Source organism: Planctomonas psychrotolerans (assembly GCF_008642235.1).
In the GTDB taxonomy this organism is placed as follows: domain Bacteria; phylum Actinomycetota; class Actinomycetes; order Actinomycetales; family Microbacteriaceae; genus Planctomonas; species Planctomonas psychrotolerans.
On the sequence record NZ_SJEV01000001.1, the window covers coordinates 117,294 to 135,643 of the forward strand.

The following is an 18,350-nucleotide window of genomic DNA, read 5'->3' on the forward strand; positions in this document are numbered from 1 at the left end:
CACCCACACGACTAGCGGGCAGCCGGTCTAGCGGGCGCCCAACTCCTCCGCCACCAGGAACGCGAGTTCCAGCGACTGCATGTGGTTGAGACGGGGGTCGCAGAGCGACTCGTACCGCGTGGCCAGGGTGGCCTCGTCGATGTCCTCGGATCCGCCGAGGCACTCGGTCACATCGTCGCCGGTCAACTCGATGTGGATGCCACCGGGGAAGGTGCCTGCATCGCGGTGCGCCTCGAAGAAGCCCTTGACCTCGTCGACCACGTCGTCGAAGCGGCGGGTCTTGTATCCGGTGGGCGTGGTGAGGCCGTTGCCGTGCATCGGGTCGGACACCCACAGCGGCAGGGCATCGCTCGACTTCACCGATTCGAGCAGGGGCGGCAGGGCGTCGCGGATCTTCCCGGCACCCATCCGCGTGATGAACGTGAGTCGCCCGGGCTCGCGCGTCGGGTCGAGCTTCTCGATGAGCTCGTGAACCTGCGCGGGCGTGGTCGCCGGTCCGAGTTTGACGCCGATCGGATTGCGTACGCGGGAGAGGAAGTCCACGTGGGCGCCGTCGAGCTCGCGGGTGCGCTCACCGATCCAGACGAAGTGGGCGCTGGTGTTGTACGGCGTGCCCGTGCGTGAGTCGATCCGGGTCATCGGTCGCTCGTAGTCCATCAGCAGGCTCTCGTGGGCCGTGTAGAACTCCACCCGCTTCAGCTCGTCGAAGTTGGCGCCGGCCGCCTCCATGAACTTGATGGCGCGGTCGATCTCGCGGGCGAGCTGCTCGTAGCGCTGGTTCGCCGGGTTCGACGTGAAGCCCTTGTTCCAGTCGTGCACCTGGCGGAGGTCGGCGAAGCCGCCCTGGGTGAACGCTCGGATGAGATTGAGTGTGGATGCGGCGGTGTGGTAACCCTTCACCAACCGGGCCGGGTCGGCCGTCCGGGACTGCGGGGTGAAGTCGTAACCGTTGACGATGTCACCGCGGTATGCCGGCAGCGTGACGCCACCGCGGGTCTCCGACTCGCTGGACCGCGGCTTGGCGAACTGCCCGGCCATCCGACCCATCTTGATGACCGGCATCGAGGCGCCGTAGGTGAGCACGACGGCCATCTGCAGGATGGTCTTCACCCGGTTGCGGATGGCCTCGGCCGTCGCGCCCGCGAAGGTCTCGGCGCAGTCGCCGCCCTGCAGCAGGAAGGCGCCGCCCGAGGCGGCACGCGCGAGGCGGTCGCGGAGGATGTCGACCTCGCCCGCGAAGACGAGCGGCGGCAGAGTCGCGATCTCCGCCGAGGCGGCGCGCACGGCATCCGCGTCCGGCCAGTGCGGCTGCTGCTTGATCTCGAGTGTGCGCCAGTGATCGAGTCCCTCGATCACGGACTGCTGCGGGAGAACGACCTGTTCGCTGGTGATTGCCACGTGTGTATCCTGCGTTTCCTATCGAATGCTTGGGTTCCGGCCACTGTCGGCCCTCGCCGGACGGGCGACTCAGCGAGAGACGCTCGCGCGCTTCTCCTTCACCGAAGTCGCATACACGTCCACGTATTCCTGACCGCTCAGCTTGTTGAGCTCGTACATGATCTCGTCGGTGATCGAGCGCAGGATGAAGCGGTCACCCTCGAGGCCTTCGAACCTACTGAAATCTAGTGGCTCCCCGATGACCACACCAATCCGTCGCACCTTCGGGATGCGGGAACCGATCGGCATGACCTTCTCGGTGTCGATCATCGCCACCGGCACCACGGGCACGTGGCCCTCCAGGATCATGCGTGCGACGCCGGTGCGGCCCCGGTACATCTTCCCGTCGGGGCTGCGCGTGCCCTCGGGGTAGATGCCGAGCACGTGGCCGGCCGCGAGCCGGCGGAGGCCGGTGTTGAGGGACGCCTCGGAGGCTTTTCCCCCCGACCGGTCGATGGGCAGCATGCCGGTGGCCTTGAAGAACATCTTCGTGGCCCAGCCTTTGATGCCTTTGCCGGTGAAGTAGTCGCTCTTGGCGAGGAACGCCACGTTGCGGTCGATGACGAGAGGGAGGAACACCGAGTCGATGAACGACAGGTGGTTGCTCGCCAGGATGACCGCGCCCTTTTTCGGGATGTTGTCGGATCCGGTCACCCAGGGGCGGAAGGTGCTCTTCAGCAGTGGCCCGGCGACCAGATTCTTCATGAACCAATAGAACATGGGTCCTCCCGACCGATCTGGTACAGCTTACCGACGAGCCGAGGCACCATCGCGCATTCCGACGTCGGCGCCGATCCGGTGCACCGGACGCCTGGCGCTGCCACCGGACGCGGCCGGCGCACGCTGCTACCGGACGCGGGTCGGCAGCAGGTCGGCGTGGAGTCGCGCCAGGTCGGCCGCTCCGACGACGCCCGCGTCGTTCACCAGTTCCGCGATCCGGAAGTCGGGCTCGGGGTGGTAGCCCCGTGCGGGGAGGTGGGCGGCGTACGCCTCGCGGATGGGATCGAGCAGCAGGTCGCCGGCCTGGGCCACGCCACCGCCGAACACGAACAGTTGCGGGTCGAGGATCGCACCGAGGCTCGCGCACGCCTCGCCGAGCGACGTGCCGAGTTGCCGGAGCGCTCCGATCGCGCCGGGGTCGCCCGCGATGATCAGCGCGCTCACGTCGGCGCCGGTGAGGACTCCGGCTTCGCTGCGACGCTCGGCGAGGGCGCCGCCGTGCGGGCCGCCCAGGTCGGCGAGCTCGTTCGCGATGCGGAGGAGTGCCCGGCCCGATCCGTACTGCTCGATGCACCCGTGCGCCCCGCAGCCGCAGGGCAGCCCGCCGGGCACGACCCGCATGTGTCCGAGTTCGGCCCCGGCACCGAAGCCGCCGCGGAACAGACGGTCACCGGCGACGATCGCGCCGCCCACGCCGGTGCCTATGGTGAGCATCACCATGTCGCTGACGAGCCGTCCGGCGCCGTAGCGGAACTCGGCCCACCCCGCGGCGTTCGCGTCGTTCTCGACGATGATCGGCAGCGGGATGCGCGCCTCGAGCTTGTCCCGGAAGGGCTCGTTGCGCCAGTTGATGTTCGGCGCGTAGTAGACGGTCGACTGGGCGGCATCGATGAACCCCGCGGCGGCCACACCCACCGCGGCGACCGGCTCCCCCACCGACAGGCGCTCGACCATCGCGACCACGGTGTCGACGATCGAGTCCGGGGATCCCGCCGGCGTGGGCTGGCGGTCCTCGCGGAGGATCGTGCCGAGGTCGTCGACCAGGGCGCCCGCGATCTTGGTGCCGCCGATGTCGATTCCTACTGAATGCACGGGACTACTCTCCGGGGGCGAAGGGGACGGGAAGGGGGTTATGGAACTGGGGCGTGCGCAGCACGAAAGTGCCGGGACGACACCGATTCGAGACCCCGCCTACAGGCTAGAGTATTGGACATCACCCGACCGGTACCGAAGGAGTTGCCGTGAAGCAATACGACGTGCCCGCCCTCGTAGAGGCCGACCCGGACGCGAATGCGACGGACCTGCTCCTGCAGCGCGTGGCGGAGACGCCCGACCTCGCCCTGTTCGCCCTGCCCACCGAATCCGGGGGCTGGAAGGACGTGACGGCGTCGGAGTTCCTCGCCCAGGTTCGTGCTCTTGCGAAGGGGTTGATCGCCGCGGGAATCGAACCCGGCGACAAGATCGGGTTGATGTGCAAGACGCGGTACGAGTGGACGCTCATCGACTTCGCGACCTGGTTCGCCGGCGCCGTGCTCGTCCCGGTGTACGAGACGTCCTCGCCGAGCCAGGTGCAGTGGAACCTGATCGACTCGGGTGCCGTCGCCATGATCGTGGAGACCCCCGACCACTTCCTCCGCTTCGACGAGATCCGTGCGGATGCGCCGCTCGTCAGCAAGGTCTGGCAGGTCGACCTCGGCGACCTCGACAAGCTCGCCGCATCGGGCACCGGCGTGTCCGACGATGAGGTGGAACGTCGCCGGTCGCTCGCGAAGGGCAGCGACCTCGCCACCCTCATCTACACGTCGGGCAGCACCGGTCGCCCGAAGGGGTGCGTGCTCACGCACTCGAACTTCGTGGAGCTGAGCCGCAACGCCGCCCGTGCCATCCCCGAGGTCATCCGTCCGGGGTCCACCACCCTGCTGTTCATCACCACCGCGCACATCTTCGCTCGGTTCATCGCCGTCCTGTCGGTGCACGGCGGAGTGAAGGTCGGTCACCAGCCCGACACGAAGCAGCTGCTGCCCTCGATGGGATCGTTCAAGCCCACCTTCCTGCTCGCGGTCCCCCGGGTGTTCGAGAAGGTGTACAACTCGGCCGAGCAGAAGGCCGAGGCCGCCGGCAAGGGCAAGATCTTCCGTCACGCGGCGGATGTCGCGGTGGAGCACTCCAAGGCCGTCGACGCCGGACACGTGCCGTTCAAGCTGAAGGCGCAGTTCGCCCTCTTCGACAAGCTCGTCTACAGCAAGCTGCGAGCGGCCATGGGCGGCAACGTGGAGTACGCCGTATCGGGGTCCGCCCCGCTCGGGCTCCGGCTCGGCCACTTCTTCCGCAGCCTCGGCATCACCATCCTCGAGGGCTACGGTCTCACCGAGACCACGGCGCCGGTCTCCGTCGGAAGGCCGTCCACCTTCAAGATCGGCTCCACCGGCCCGGCGCTGCCGGGGGTGTCCATCCGCATCGCGGATGACGGCGAGATCCAGGTGCGCGGCATCAACGTGTTCGACGGCTACTGGAACAACCCGGCGGCGACCGCGGAGGTCATGGACGGCGAGTGGTTCAAGACGGGCGATATCGGCACCGTGGACGAGGAGGGCTACCTCTCCATCACCGGGCGCAAGAAGGAGATGCTCGTGACCGCCGGCGGGAAGAACGTCGCCCCGGCGGCGCTCGAGGACCCGATCCGCGCCAACCCCATCATCGGACAGGTGATCGTGGTGGGCGACAACCGCCCGTTCATCAGTGCCCTCGTCACCCTCGACCCCGAGATGCTGCCCGTGTGGCTGAAGAACAACGGCGAGGACGAGCACATGCCGATTACCGAGGCGGCGAAGCACCCGGTCGTGCTGGCCGAGGTGCAGCGGTCGGTGGACCTCGCGAACGCGCATGTCTCGCGGGCGGAGTCCATCCGCAAGTTCGTGGTGCTGCCCACGGAGCTCACCGAGGCGAGCGGTCACCTCACGCCCAAGATGTCGATCAAGCGCGCCATCATCGTGAACGACTTCGCGAGCGTGATCGACTCGATGTACGTATCGGCGCCCGTCACCGAGGGCCACTCGCTGAACTTCTGAGCGGTGGAACGTCCGAAGGCGGGTGCGCGGGGCGGCTAGAACCAGTCGCTTTCGCGCACCTGCTTCATCGCCTCGCGACGGCTCGGCTTGTCGAGCCGGTCGAGGTAGAGAAGGCCGTCGAGGTGGTCGACCTCGTGCTGGAAGGCCTGCGCGAGAACACCCGTGCCGCTGAGTTCGACCGTGGTGCCGTCGAGGTCGATTCCGCGAATCGTGGCCTCCGGATGCCGCATCGTCGGGAACCACAGAGTGGGCACCGACAGGCATCCCTCGTCGACGAGTTCCGGTTCACCGCGCAACTCCACGATCTCGGGGTTCAGCAAATAGCCGAACGACTCCCCCACGTTGTAACTGAACGCGCGGAGGTTCACCCCGATCTGCGGCGCGGCGACACCGGCCCGCCCTTCCAGCCGCACGCTGTCGAGCAGATCCGCTACGAGCGAGCGCACTCCGTCATCGATGTCGACGATCTCCGCCGATCGGGTCTTCAGCACGGGGTCACCGAAGAGTCGGATCTGTCGTTCGGTCACTCGGGTGCTCCTTCATTCGCCGCGGACGCGCCACGCTCGACGAGCGCAGCCTCGGCCTTCAGCAGTGCGTTCTCGACGATCTCGGTGGCCGCGGGATGCGGCCAGTACTGCCCGCGCGCGAGTCCGCGCACCGAGGTACCGGAACTGGCGGCCTGGATCAGCGGCTGCAGCAGGATGCTCGCGTCCGGACCGAGGATGTGTGCACCGAGCAGCTGCCCGGTGCGTGCGTCGACCACGAGCTTACAGAAGCTCGTGGTGTCCTCGAGCGCCCACCCCCACGCCGTGTCGCCGTAGTTCTGCACGACGACGACCGGATCCCTGCCGGTCGCCCGAGCGTCGCGCTCGGTGACCCCGAAGGACGCGACCTGGGGCCTGGAGAAGATTGCCGCGGGGATCGGCCCCGGATCCGCGCGCACCGGCGATTCGGCGTGCAGAAGATTGTGCTGCACCGCCCTTGCCTGCGCGTTCGCGACGTGCTTCAGCTGCGCGGCCGAGCAGACGTCACCGAGAGCGAACACCGAGGACAGCGGGCGTCCTCCACTCAGAACGTGCTGGTACTCGTCGACGGCGAGCAGGCCGTGGTCGGCGAGATCGAAGCCCACATCGGCCGCGCCGAGTGTGTCCGTGTTGGGCACCCGGCCGATCGCCACGAGCACCGCGTCGACGGACAGGACGGCACCGGAGTCGAGGGCGACGCGCACCCCGTCCTCCGTCCGGTCGATCGCGTGCACGGAGCTCTCGGTCACCAGGTCCCAGGACTCGGCGGCGAGCCCGGTGAAGCGCTCGGAGACGGAGTCGTCGGCCGAGGCCAGGAGGCGCGATCCGCGGATGACCTGGGTCACCGCGACGCCCAGCGCGTCGAACACGTGCGCGAACTCGCACGCGACGTACCCGCCGCCCACGATGAGGAGGGACGACGGGAGACGATCGATGCGCATGATCGAGTCGGAGTCGTGGATGCCGCCCGCCGCTGCGGAGGCGACGGCGACGGGAAGCGGCCTCGGACGGGAGCCGGCCGCGATGACGATGCGGGACCCGCGGATGCGTACGCCGCTCGCGCCGACCAGCTCGGTCGGCGCCACGAAGCGGAACGTCTCGCGGAACAGCGTCACGTTCGCGCTGCCGAAACGGCGGTACTCCAGCCCGGATTCGCTGATGGAGTCCGTGCGGCCGAATATCCGATCCCGGATGCGCAGCCACTCCGCCCCCGGGGTGACGTCGGTGAGCCCGAACCGCTCGCGGTCCGCACCGGCCACCGCCAGGTCGGCCACGTGCACGAACATCTTGGTCGGGATGCACCCGGCATTGAGGCAGGTGCCCCCGAAGTGCTCTCCGTCGTCGATCAACGCCACCGAGAGCCCGTCGAACCGGTCATCGAGGATCGAGTTGCCGGACCCCGCGCCCACGATGATCAGGTCGAAGGCGAGGGCGTCCTCATTCACCTCGGAAGGACACGGCGTGCGTGCCGCGGGAGTCGACGGTGCCGAACGGTGCGCGTCCGATCACGGCTCCACGATCACGAGCAGGTCCCCGGCGTCCACCTGCTGGGTGGCCGGCACGGCGAGGCGGGTGACGCGACCGGCGATGGACGACGTGATCGCGGCCTCCATCTTCATGGCCTCGATCGACGCGACGGGCTGCCCCGCGGTGACCACGGCACCCACCTCGACCTTCAGGGTCACGACGCCCGAGAACGGGGCCGCAACATGTCCGGAGTTCGCCAGATCCGCCTTCTCGGCGCTCTTCGACTCCACCTTGATGCTGCGGTCCCGCACGAACACCGGGCGGAGCTGACCGTTCACGATCGTCATGACCGTGCGCATCCCGCGACTGTCCGCGTCACCCACCGCTTCGAGGCCGATGAACATCTCGACGCCCTTCGCAATGCGGACGACGTGCTCCTCGCCCTGTCGCAGCCCGTACAGGTAGTCGATGGTGTTCACGACGGACAGGTCGCCGAAGAGCTCGCGGATCTCGAGGAACTGCTTGGTGGGTTGCGGGAAGAGCAACCGGTTGAGCGTGGATCGGCGCACGGTGCTGCTGCCGCCCTCGAGCGCCTCGCGGTCCTCGGTGGAGATCTCCTGCTCGCGCACCTTGACGTCGCGACCCTCCAGCACCTTGGTGCGGAACGGCTCCGGCCATCCACCCGGCAGGTCGCCGAGTTCGCCGGCCATGAACCCGATCACCGAGTCGGGGATGTCGTAGTTCTGCGGGTTCTCGGCGAAGTCCTTCGGATCGGCCTTCGCTGCCGCGAGCTGCAGGGCGAGGTCGCCCACCACCTTCGACGACGGGGTCACCTTCGGAATGCGGCCGAGGATGTTGTTCGCGGCGGCGTACATGTCCTCGATCAGCTCGAAGTCGTCGGCAAGGCCGAGGGCGATGGCCTGCTGCCGCAGATTGGAAAGCTGCCCGCCCGGGATCTCGTGCTTGTACACGCGTCCCGTCGGTCCCGGCAGTCCGGACTCGAACGGGGCGTAGACCTGGCGCACGGACTCCCAGTACGGCTCGAGATCGCTGACGGCCTGCAGCGAGATGCCGGTGTCCCGCTCGGTGTGCGCGAGCGCGGCGACGAGCGCGGAGAACGAGGGCTGGCTGGTGGTGCCGGCCATCGGTGCGCTGGCGACGTCGACCGCGTCGGCCCCGGCGCGGCTCGCGGCGAGGAGCGTGGCGAGCTGACCGCCCGCGGTGTCGTGGGTGTGCACGTGCACGGGCACGTCGAAACGCTCGCGGAACGCGGTTACCAGCTTCTCCGCGGCCGACGGACGCAGGAGCCCGGCCATGTCCTTGATCGCGAGTACGTGCGCGCCCGCGTCGACGATCGTGTCGGCGAGCCGCAGGTAGTAGTCGAGGGTGTACAGGTCCTCGCCCGGGTTCATGAGGTCGCCCGTGTAGCAGACGGCGACCTCGGCGACACCGGTACCGGTGGCGAGCACCGACTCGATCGCCGGCCGCATCTGCTCGACGTCGTTGAGGGCGTCGAAGATGCGGAAGATGTCGACGCCCGTGACGGCGGCCTCGCGCACGAACGCGTCGGTCACCTCCGTCGGGTACGGGGTGTACCCCACGGTGTTGCGGCCGCGCAGCAGCATCTGGATCGCCACGTTCGGCAGTGCCTCGCGCAGCGAGGCGAGTCGCTCCCAGGGGTCCTCACCGAGGAATCGCAGCGCCACATCGTAGGTGGCACCGCCCCAGGCCTCGACGGACAAGAGCTCGGGGGTATTGCGGGCGACGTGCGGGGCGACGGCGAGGAGATCGGTCGTGCGCACGCGCGTGGCGAGGAGCGACTGGTGCGCGTCGCGCATCGTCGTCTCCGTGACGGCGAGCGGAACCTGCTCGCGCAGGGCTCGGGCGAAGCCCTCGGGGCCGAGCTCGAGAAGCCGCTGGCGCGACCCGGGCGGCGGCGGCACGGACAGGTCGGTGTCCGGCAGCTTCTCCCGCGGCACCGAGGTGCCCACCCGGGCGCCGTTCGGCTGATTGACCGTCACGTCGGCCAGCCAGTTGACGATCTTCGTGCCGCGATCCTTCGAGATGTTGCTGCGCACGAGCTGCGGCCGCTCGTCGATGAACGACGTGCTGAGGTCGCCCGCGGCGAAGGAGGGGTCGTCGAGCACGGCCTGAAGGAACGGGATGTTGGTGGAGACACCGCGGATGCGGAACTCGGCGAGGGCGCGCTTCGCACGCACGACGGCGCCCGGGAAGTCGCGCCCGCGGCAGGTGAGCTTGGCCAGCATGGAGTCGAAGTGCGGGCTGATCTGCGCGCCGGTCGCCACGGTCCCGCCGTCGATGCGGATGCCGGCGCCGCCGGGCGAACGGTAGGTCGTGATCTTGCCGGTGTCGGGCCGGAACCCGGCGCCGGGATCCTCGGTGGTGATGCGGGTCTGCAGCGCGGCACCGCGCAGGCGGAGATCCTTCTGCTGCAGTCCGAGCTGCTCGAGCGTCTCCCCCGAGGCGATGCGCATTTGCGACTGCACCAGGTCGACGTCGGTGACCTCCTCGGTCACGGTGTGCTCGACCTGGATGCGCGGGTTCATCTCGATGAACACGTGCTGTCCGGCGCGCTCGCCGGCGGTGTCGAGAAGAAACTCGACGGTGCCCGCGTTCACGTAGCCGATGCTCTTCGCGAAGGCGACGGCGTCGCGGTACATGGCCTGCCGCACATCCTCGTCGAGGTTCGGCGCAGGCGCGATCTCCACGACCTTCTGGTGGCGGCGCTGCACGGAGCAGTCGCGCTCGAACAGGTGCACCGTCTCGCCCGTGGCGTCGGCGAGGATTTGCACCTCGATGTGGCGGGGTCGCAGCACGGCCTGCTCGAGGAACATCGTGGGGTCGCCGAACGCACTGTCGGCTTCCCGCATCGCGGCGGTGAGCGCCTCGAGCAGGTCTTCGCGGGTCTCGACGCGGCGCATCCCACGCCCGCCACCACCGGCCACAGCCTTGGCGAAGAGGGGGAACCCGATGCTCTCGGCCTGTTCGAGAAGTCCGTCGATGTCGGTGGACGGCTCGGTGGAGGCGAGTACCGGGACGCCGGCGGCGATCGCGTGCTCCTTGGCCGTGACCTTGTTGCCGGCCATCTTGAGCACGTCGGACCCCGGGCCGATGAAGGCGATGCCGGCTGCGCGGGCCGCCTCGGCCAGGTCGGGGTTCTCGGAGAGGAATCCGTAGCCCGGATAGATGGCGTCGGCGCCGCTCTCGCGGGCGACGCGGATGATCTCGGCGACGTCGAGGTACGCGCGCACGGGGTGACCCGCCTCGCCGATGAGGTACGCCTCGTCGGCCTTCAGACGGTGCATGGAGTTGCGGTCCTCGTACGGGAAAACCGCGACGGTTCTCGCTCCCAGTTCGACCGCGGCTCGGAACGCACGAATGGCGATTTCGCCGCGGTTTGCCACCAGGATCTTCGAGAACATGCGTGCCTTTCGAACGGGTACCGCCGCACTGTCAGCGTTTAGGTGTCCCAAGACTACTGAAGGTAACGTATGCCTCGTGCATGTACTCAGCGTCAGCTCCCTGAAGGGAGGCGTCGGGAAAACGACGGTGACACTGGGGTTGGCATCAGCGGCCTTCGCGAAGGGTCTCCGCACTCTCGTGGTCGACATCGACCCCCAGGCGGACGTGTCCACCGGTATGGACATCACTCCCGCCGGGCACGCGACCGTCGCCGACGTGCTCGCCTCCCCCAAGGAGAAGGTGGTGCGCGCGGCCATCGCTCCGAGCGGCTGGACCAAGGGCCGAGCCGGCACGATGGACGTGCTGATCGGCAGCCCGTCGGCCATCAACTTCGACGGCCCGCACCCCAGCATCCGCGACATCTGGAAGCTGGAGGAGGCGCTCGCGCACGTGGAGGCCGACTACGACCTCGTGCTCATCGACTGCCCGCCCTCGCTGAACGCCCTCACCCGAACGGCCTGGGCGGCGAGCGACCGCGTGACCGTGGTGACCGAACCCGGCCTCTTCTCCGTGGCGGCCGCCGACCGGGCGCTCCGGGCGGTCGAGGAGATCCGTCGGGGTCTCAGCCCCCGGCTGCAGCCCCTCGGCATCATCATCAATCGCGCGAGGATGCAGTCGCTCGAGCACCAGTTCCGCATCAAGGAACTGCGCGACATGTTCGGTCCGCTCCTGCTCTCGCCTCAGCTGCCGGAGCGCACGTCGCTGCAGCAGGCGCAGGGAGCGGCGCGGCCGCTGCACATCTGGCCGGGCGAGAGCGCCGAGGAGATGGCGGGCTACTTCGACGCACTCCTCGAACGCGTGATGCGCGCGGCGAAGATCGGCGACTTCGCCGAGGCTCCGCGCGCGTAGCGGTTCGCCGTCAGGGAGGCCGGCGGAGGTCGCGGCGCGTCCCTTCTACGGGCTCAGGGGCCGTGAGACGTGCGTCCCTTCGACGGGCTCAGGGGCCGTGGGACCTTCATCCCTTCGACGAGCTCAGGGGCCGTGGGACCTGCATCCCTTCGACAGGCTCAGGAATCGTGGGGATCGGACGGGTCAGCTGGCGCGGGTGGCCCGGCGGGCGGCGAGCTCGTCCATCGGGTCGACGGTCTCGGTGTTGAGTTCGACGAGGCTGGTCTCCACCTCGCGCAGAACCTTGCCGACCGCGATGCCGAAGACGCCCTGGCCGCGACTGACCAGGTCGATGACCTCGTCGTTCGACGTGCAGAGGTACACGCTCGCGCCGTCGCTCATCAGAGTGGTCTGGGCGAGGTCGTACACGCCGGCCTCGCGGAGCTGCTCGACAGCGGTACGGATCTGCTGCAGGGAGATGCCGGTGTCGAGGAGGCGCTTGACGAGCTTCAGCACGAGGATGTCGCGGAAGCCGTAGAGGCGAGCCGATCCGGAACCGGCCGCACCGCGCACCGTCGGTTCGACGAGACCCGTGCGGGCCCAGTAGTCGAGTTGCCGATAGCTGATTCCGGCCGCTCGAGCGGCGACGGCTCCGCGGTAACCGGCCTTCGCATCCATCTCGGGCAGTCCGTCGGTGAACAGGAGGCCGAGGTCGTAACGCGCTCCGTCGTTACGGCTGAGTTCACTCATCGGTCTGCCTTCCACCTCTTCGCCCCTCGGCTCGCGAGAACGCCTTGGTCCAACGTACCGACCGCGCACTCCCGACCGGGGACATTGGACCGAAGGTTTCGGCGTGTCGGATCGGAGGACCGTGCTCGAGGATCAGTCTACGGGGCGAGCCGCCCGAGGGCCGAGCGAATCAGACTTCCCCGTACCACTTCGAGCTGCGCGGCGATCTCCTGGGCGAGCTCCGCGGCATGCGCGCGACTCGAGGTGTCCTTGCGGCGCGAGATGGGTACGAGGGCGCTCTCGATCAGTCCGAGCTCCCGCTCCGCCGCCGCCCGGAAGCCCCGGAGGTGACGCGGTTCGATTCCGCAGCGGGAGAGTTCCACGAGCGCCTTCAGAACGGCTACGGCCTCGTCACCGTACACCTCCGCGGGCACGATGACCGACGCGGTGATGGCGTCGTTCAACAGCATCATGGTGGCGCCCGCCTCGCGCACGAGTTCCTCGCGCTTGTACCGGCGCTCCTGCGACAGCATGGAGGGGCGGGGGCCCGACGCCGCACCGGGCGGCACGGGCGATCGACCGGCATCGAGGTCGACGAGATATTCGCGGATCACCTTGAGCGGCAGGTAGGAGTCGCGCTGCATCGACAGGATGAGCCGCAGGCGCTCCACGTCGCCCGGCGAGAACTTGCGGTAGCCCGACTCCGTGCGCGCCGGCGACACCAGCTGCTGCTCCTCGAGGAAGCGGAGCTTCGAGGGCGTGAGATCCGGGAATTCCGGCGTGAGTCGGGCGAGCACCTGGCCGATGCTCAGACGCTGCGCCGGCCCCGGCGCACTGGCCGCGGCGGAGGATGCCGGCACTACTACTTGCCCGCGGACGGGACGAGGTCCTGCCGGGATGCGTAGAAGGTGAGCCGGAACTTGCCGACCTGCACCTCCGCGCCGTCGCTGAGCAACGCCGTGTCGATGCGGACGCCGTCGAAGTAGGTGCCGTTCAGCGAGCCGAGATCCTTGACCTGGAACGACGTGCCCGAGCGCAGGAACTGGGCGTGACGACGAGACACGGTGACGTCGTCGAGGAAGATGTCGGCGTTGGGGTGCCGACCCACCGTCGTGACGTCGGCGTCGAGCAGGAACCGGGCCCCGGCGTTCGGCCCGCGACGGACGACGAGGAGCGCGGATCCGGACGGGAGCGACCCCACCGCCTCGCGCTCTTCGGGCGAGACGCTCGAGTCGATTCCGGCGAGGTGGGCACCGAGCTCATCACTGAAAGTGGCCGTCGTATCGGTATTCGTGAACGGTTGAGCCCGTGCCGATCCGTTTCGGGGCACGCCATCGTTCTGCGGCGTACGGTCGCCTTCGCGATCTCCCATGCGCGCACCTCCTTCAGTTTCACCAGCGTATCTGATCACGAGTGGGTCACATTGCGCTCGCGCCGGATTAGTCGGACGGTTCTCTGCGCGTACAGTACGCCCGCCCACCAGTACAGGAATGTACCCGCGAAAGCGGATGTCCAGGCGACGGGATCCGTGTAATCCGCCACCTCGGGGAAAGCCTGTCCGACCATGATCATGGGGAGGGCGTAGAACAGGCAGAAGGTGGCCAGCTTGCCGACCCGGTTCACCGGGAGCGGTCCCCCCAGTCTCGCGGCCAGAAGAGCCCAGACGCCGAGCAGCACTACGTCCCGCAGCACGATGGCGACGGCGAGCCAGAGCGGGAGGACGTCTCGCCAGGTGAGGCCGATCAAGGTGACGAAGATGAAGAGGCGGTCGGCGGCGGGGTCGAGCACCTGCCCGAGCCTCGTGACCTGATTGAGGCGCCGGGCGAGGAATCCGTCCAGAAAGTCGGTCAGGGTCGCCACCATGAGCGCCATCAGCGCGAGCGCGTCCCGCTCCGCGAGGATCAGGTACAGGACGAGCGGCACGAAGCCCAGCCGGACGAAGCTCAGCACGTTCGGAATCGTCCAGACCCGATCGGTGACGATCAGCGCGTCCCGCTCCATTGTCCGAGTGTACTGAGCGACTCCCCGGGCGTCCCGGTGGGAGCTACCGGCCTGTCGGGTGGCGCATGCGGGACGCGCGTATTCCGCATCCCAGCGCGAGCCGCCTGTCTTCCCGGCGGGAGCCGCTGGAGTGTCGGTGGGGCGTGTCAGGATCAAGCATGCGCCACTACATCCTGCCGCCGTACCTTCTGCAACACCTCGCAACCGCAGCGGACACACGGTTGCCGGCGGTCGCCGAGGCTGCGCGAGCGGCGTTGCGCGATGACGAACCGGTGCACTCCGGTCGAGCTGCGCGCCAGGAGGCCGAGGACTCGGGACGGGCGGCTCCCGGGATGGCCACCCGCACGCCGCGGGGCCCCCAGCGCACGATCTTCGACGCAGGGCAGGCCGAGGAACTTCCGGGCCGCCGCGTGCGGGGCGAGGGCGAACCGGAGAACGGCGATGCCGCCGTGACCGAGGCCTATGACGGGCTCGGAGCGACGTATGCGATGTTCGCCGATGCGTTCGGCCGGGCTTCGATCGATGGTGCGGAACTGCCCCTCGACGCGACGGTGCACTACGGGCACCGTTACGAGAACGCGTTTTGGGACGGGTCGCGGATGGTGTTCGGCGATGGAGACGGTGAGATCTTCCACGGCTTCACGAAGTCCATCACCGTTCTCGGCCACGAGCTCAGCCACGGCGTCATCCAGCACACGACGAACCTGACGTACTCGGGCGAGTCCGGTGCACTCAACGAGTCGATCGCCGACGTCTTCGGCGTGCTCGTCGAACAGCATCTGCACAGACAGGAGGCGTCGTCGGCCTCCTGGCTGGTGGGCGCGGAGCTGTTCACCGACTCGGTCGAGGGTGTGGCACTCCGCTCGATGAAGGCGCCGGGAACCGCGTACGACGACGACCTTCTGGGGCGCGACCCGCAACCCGCTCACATGACGTCGTTCGTGGTGACCACCGAGGACTACGGCGGTGTGCACATCAACTCCGGCATCCCGAACCGAGCCTTCTGCCTCGCGGCCGAAGAGATCGGCGGGTTCGCCTGGCAGGGCGCCGGCCGCATTTGGTACGACACCATCGTGCGCGGTGATCTCGCTCCCACCACCGACTTCGTCACGTTCGCCTCGGCCACCGTGACGGCCGCGCACGCGCGCTTCGGTGCCGCGTCGCGGGAGCGGGCGGCCGTGGCGAGTGCGTGGAAGACTGTGGGGGTGCAGGTGACGCCGTGAGGATCGTGGTCTCCCGCTCCGGCGGGTTCTCCGGGCTCACCCGTCGCTGGGTCGTCGACACCGACGGGCCCGAATCGTCCGACTGGCACCTGCTGGTGGATGCATGCCCGTGGGACGAGCAGGTCGACGACCCACCCCAGCCCGACCGGTACTTCTACATCATCGTGGCGAACGCCCATGAGGCACGCCTGCCCGAGCAGCAGGTCGAGGGCCCGTGGCGCACGCTCGTCGATCGGGTGCGCTCCGCCGGGAATCCCGTGCCGCCGACTCGGCCCATCGACCTGCCCGAGCTCGATCCGCCAGCGGTCGATCGCCCTTCGGTCGATTCGCCAGCGGCCGATTCGCCTGCGGTCGATCCATCCGTGGTCGAACGGGCTGAGCGCGAGCTTCCCGAGGACCGGGCTCCGGTTCACGGTCGACGGCAGGAGGAGGCCCGCGACGGCGATCAGCCCCGCGGTTGATCCTCCGTACGGCGCTCCCCCGCATCGCTGCCGAGGGTGCGCTCGACGCGATGCCGTCCCCCCGAGCGGTGCGCCCGGGCCCTGAGCTGCGATCGCGGCACGACGCCCTCGACGTGTCCGTGATACAGCACGGCCCTCCAGTCGAGCGGGCCGGCGGGTGCCTCTGCGACAACGTTCCCCGCCCTGCTCCGGCGGCGGAGTCCGACCCCGATGTCGACGATCGAGTTCCGCACCCCCAGAAACGCGATACCGGCGACCAGGAGGAGCACGACGTGGAACGCACCGAAGGCCGCGTCGCCCCAGTGGCCCCGCGTGACGTCGACGAGGAGTCGCGCACTGAGGAGCACGAGCAGTGCCACCGGCACGAGCACGTAGGCGATGGGGGTGACCGTGCGCCCCTGCGCCGACGTCGCCACGGGCGCGGACGAGCGGGTGTTGGTGATGGCCTGCCGTACCGAGCGGAACGCACCGGCGAGATTCATCGGCAGCAGCACCAACTGGAGGGCGTACACCCAGAGCGCGGTGGAGTAGCGGTGGCCGCATCGCCGCAGATCGGCGCCCCGGGAGAGGAAGTACGGCAGCGCGAGCAGGAAGAACACGATCCCGGGGAGCGCGCCGTCGTGCGGGAACGCGAGCACGAACAGCAGGGCGATGCTGACCACCGCGGGTGACGTTACCGCGTTCACCCGAACGAGCAGCTCGCTTCCGGTCACCCGGTCGCCACGGGCGCGTCGGTCGCCGGCCGAACCGAGAATTCGCGGCAGCACGATCATCCCGCTGCCGGCCCGTCGGCGAGGCAGTGCGACGAGCGAGCCGAAGTCGGGGGGCGTATCGATGGCGCTGAGGCGCTCCGGATAGTTGACGAGCGACCATCCGTTGCGCTCGAATTCGAGGCTCGTTGCCGAGTCGTGCCAGGCCGCAGTCCCGCGGAAGAATCGACGCAACTCGAATCCCCCGGAGATCTCGACGTCGACGATGTCGCGTAGCGCACGCGTGCGGAACGTAGCGGCGGATCCGGCGAGCACCGTGGCGCCGAACCGGGTCATGCCCTGGAGCTGCAGGTGCTGCAGATCGGTGGCGGCCTCGATGGTGCGTCCGAGCACGGTGGTGGCGCGCGCGACGGATGAGGAGGGCGTCTGCACCACGGCGACGCGGGCATTCGAGGGGAGCTCGAGGTGGTGCACCAGGCGCAGGGCATAGTCGCGCAGCACCACGGACGAGGCGTCGAGCGTGATCACGAAGTCGGCATCCGGCACGACCGTATCGGCGTCCGCAGGAGCACACGGGTGCAGTATCCCGCCGTCGGGCGAGTCCTCGAGGCGGTAGCTTCCCCCCATCAGCCCGAGATAGGCATTCAGGTTTCCCGCGCGACCGTTCCCCGACGGGAGGGACGCGAACGCCCGACGCTCGAACGTCTCGAGCTCGGCACTGAAGATCCACACGAGCCGGTCGTACAGTTCCGACATGCGCTGCGCGTCCGGTGCCTCACCCTGGTTCACCGCGGCGAACAGCGCCACCGCGGTGAGTTCGAGCTCGTCACCGAGCCCGGCGAGCACCTCGTCGGCGAAGAAGCGGTCGGCCGGCAACCGACCGGCCGAGGAGTTGGCCTTGCGATGCAGCCAGGCGGCGGCCCAGGCGTAGTGGTCGGCGAGCACCGACGCCGCGGACGTGTCCGAACCGGCCTCGACCCCCTCGATCGAGAACCGCTCCCGAGCCTCGGTGAAGCGCGATCGCAGCGGAACGAGTTCGCTGGCGACCTCGGCGGCGACACCACGGAGGTCGTCGCGGTCGCTGCCCGCTCCACCCGGCCCATCGAGGAGGTGCACCACGCGGAGATCGGGATACTCCTGGAGTGCGGCCGACCACAGTGACCGCCGCACCGCAGCCATGCCCTGGTCGGACGAGGAGATCAGCACGGTCACCGACGGTCGGCGGGTGGCGTAGAAGCGGTCGAGTGCGGCACGCGGCACCCGTACGTGATTGCGGAACCGCTCGAGCGCCCCCAGCCGGACGACGAGGTAGAGCAGGGCCGGAACGGCGAGCAACGTCACCACGGCGAGATAGCCGAGGGAGGAGAGGGCGAAGCCGAAATCCCCCGCCCACGGCTCGACCATCAGGCTCAGCACGGTGAAGACCGCGTAGGCGAGCCAGATGAGAATCGTGGCGAAGATGGCGATCCGGGCGAGAGCGAGCGTTCGGGTGCTCGGCCGGGGGTGCAGGGTGGGGAGTCGTCGGGTCGGATCGGGGTGGGGAACGGGCCGGGGCACGCTGAGGGACCGGGTTTCGGGCATGGTGGGCGTCCTTCGCGGGGCCAGAGGCGTTCGGGTAACACCAGTGGGGGGAAGCCCCGCAGCATTCAGTATGGGGCACGCCGGGGTACACCCGCGGTCCCCACTAGAGGGGACAGCC

The 18,350-nt window shown here is 68.9% G+C and carries 15 protein-coding genes; 4 read left to right on the forward strand and 11 right to left on the reverse strand.

What is annotated here, in order from left to right:
* Positions 1-27: 27 nt before the first annotated feature.
* The 3 genes from EY822_RS00495 to EY822_RS00505 all read right to left on the reverse strand — a co-directional run bounded on the left by EY822_RS00495 (position 28) and on the right by EY822_RS00505 (position 3,249).
* Positions 28-1,356, reverse strand: coding sequence for a class II 3-deoxy-7-phosphoheptulonate synthase (locus EY822_RS00495; RefSeq protein WP_150308689.1), 1,329 nt, complete (start codon positions 1,354-1,356; stop codon positions 28-30).
* Positions 1,357-1,467: 111 nt separating this feature from the next.
* Positions 1,468-2,157: a lysophospholipid acyltransferase family protein gene (locus EY822_RS00500; RefSeq protein WP_150306479.1), complete on the reverse strand. Its 690-nt coding sequence runs from the start codon at positions 2,155-2,157 to the stop codon at positions 1,468-1,470.
* Between the two features lie 126 nt (positions 2,158-2,283).
* The gene (locus EY822_RS00505) at positions 2,284-3,249 is read right to left on the reverse strand and encodes an ROK family glucokinase (protein ID WP_150306480.1); all 966 of its coding nucleotides are present in this window, start codon (positions 3,247-3,249) and stop codon (positions 2,284-2,286) included.
* A gap of 149 nt (positions 3,250-3,398) precedes the next feature.
* Here EY822_RS00505 and EY822_RS00510 point away from each other — a divergent pair, with 149 nt between their 5' ends.
* Positions 3,399-5,225, forward strand: coding sequence for an AMP-dependent synthetase/ligase (locus tag EY822_RS00510; RefSeq protein ID WP_150306481.1), 1,827 nt, complete (start codon positions 3,399-3,401; stop codon positions 5,223-5,225).
* Between the two features lie 35 nt (positions 5,226-5,260).
* Here EY822_RS00510 and def read toward each other — a convergent pair whose 3' ends face one another.
* From def to EY822_RS00525, 3 genes are read right to left on the reverse strand one after another with little or no spacing between them, the layout of a single operon-like run.
* Positions 5,261-5,752 carry a peptide deformylase gene (def, locus tag EY822_RS00515; RefSeq protein WP_150306482.1) on the reverse strand — a complete coding sequence of 164 codons (492 nt, stop codon included), beginning with the start codon at positions 5,750-5,752 and terminating at the stop codon, positions 5,261-5,263.
* On the reverse strand, positions 5,749-7,194 hold the full coding sequence (locus EY822_RS00520; RefSeq protein WP_150306483.1) for a mycothione reductase: 1,446 nt from the start codon (positions 7,192-7,194) through the stop codon (positions 5,749-5,751). Before EY822_RS00520 ends, def begins: the two co-directional genes overlap by 4 nt.
* A gap of 60 nt (positions 7,195-7,254) precedes the next feature.
* Positions 7,255-10,659, reverse strand: a complete 3,405-nt coding sequence (locus EY822_RS00525) for a pyruvate carboxylase (protein ID WP_150306484.1) — start codon at positions 10,657-10,659, stop codon at positions 7,255-7,257.
* Between the two features lie 76 nt (positions 10,660-10,735).
* Between EY822_RS00525 and EY822_RS00530 the strand changes: the two genes are divergently transcribed.
* Complete coding sequence (locus EY822_RS00530) at positions 10,736-11,548, forward strand: ParA family protein (RefSeq protein ID WP_150306485.1); 813 nt, start codon at positions 10,736-10,738, stop codon at positions 11,546-11,548.
* A gap of 183 nt (positions 11,549-11,731) precedes the next feature.
* On the opposite strand, the gene EY822_RS00535 is transcribed toward EY822_RS00530, so the two are convergent.
* From EY822_RS00535 to EY822_RS00550, 4 genes are all read right to left on the reverse strand, one after another.
* Positions 11,732-12,277, reverse strand: coding sequence for a MerR family transcriptional regulator (locus EY822_RS00535; RefSeq protein ID WP_150306486.1), 546 nt, complete (start codon positions 12,275-12,277; stop codon positions 11,732-11,734).
* Between the two features lie 137 nt (positions 12,278-12,414).
* Positions 12,415-13,116, reverse strand: coding sequence for a transcriptional regulator FtsR (gene ftsR, locus EY822_RS00540; protein WP_150306487.1), 702 nt, complete (start codon positions 13,114-13,116; stop codon positions 12,415-12,417).
* 2 nt (positions 13,117-13,118) lie between these two features.
* Complete coding sequence (locus EY822_RS00545; protein WP_150306488.1) at positions 13,119-13,628, reverse strand: FHA domain-containing protein; 510 nt, start codon at positions 13,626-13,628, stop codon at positions 13,119-13,121.
* Between the two features lie 35 nt (positions 13,629-13,663).
* Entirely contained in the window at positions 13,664-14,257 is a 594-nt protein-coding gene (locus EY822_RS00550; protein ID WP_150306489.1) for a CDP-alcohol phosphatidyltransferase family protein, read from the reverse strand.
* Between the two features lie 158 nt (positions 14,258-14,415).
* Here EY822_RS00550 and EY822_RS00555 point away from each other — a divergent pair, with 158 nt between their 5' ends.
* Positions 14,416-15,480: a M4 family metallopeptidase gene (locus EY822_RS00555; RefSeq protein WP_150306490.1), complete on the forward strand. Its 1,065-nt coding sequence runs from the start codon at positions 14,416-14,418 to the stop codon at positions 15,478-15,480.
* Positions 15,477-15,941, forward strand: a complete 465-nt coding sequence (locus tag EY822_RS15200) for a protealysin inhibitor emfourin (RefSeq protein ID WP_227496900.1) — start codon at positions 15,477-15,479, stop codon at positions 15,939-15,941. Before EY822_RS00555 ends, EY822_RS15200 begins: the two co-directional genes overlap by 4 nt.
* Here the strand turns inward: EY822_RS15200 and EY822_RS00565 are convergent.
* The gene (locus EY822_RS00565; RefSeq protein ID WP_150306491.1) at positions 15,926-18,232 is read right to left on the reverse strand and encodes a glycosyltransferase family 2 protein; all 2,307 of its coding nucleotides are present in this window, start codon (positions 18,230-18,232) and stop codon (positions 15,926-15,928) included. The genes EY822_RS15200 and EY822_RS00565 overlap by 16 nt on opposite strands.
* Positions 18,233-18,350 lie beyond the last annotated feature (118 nt).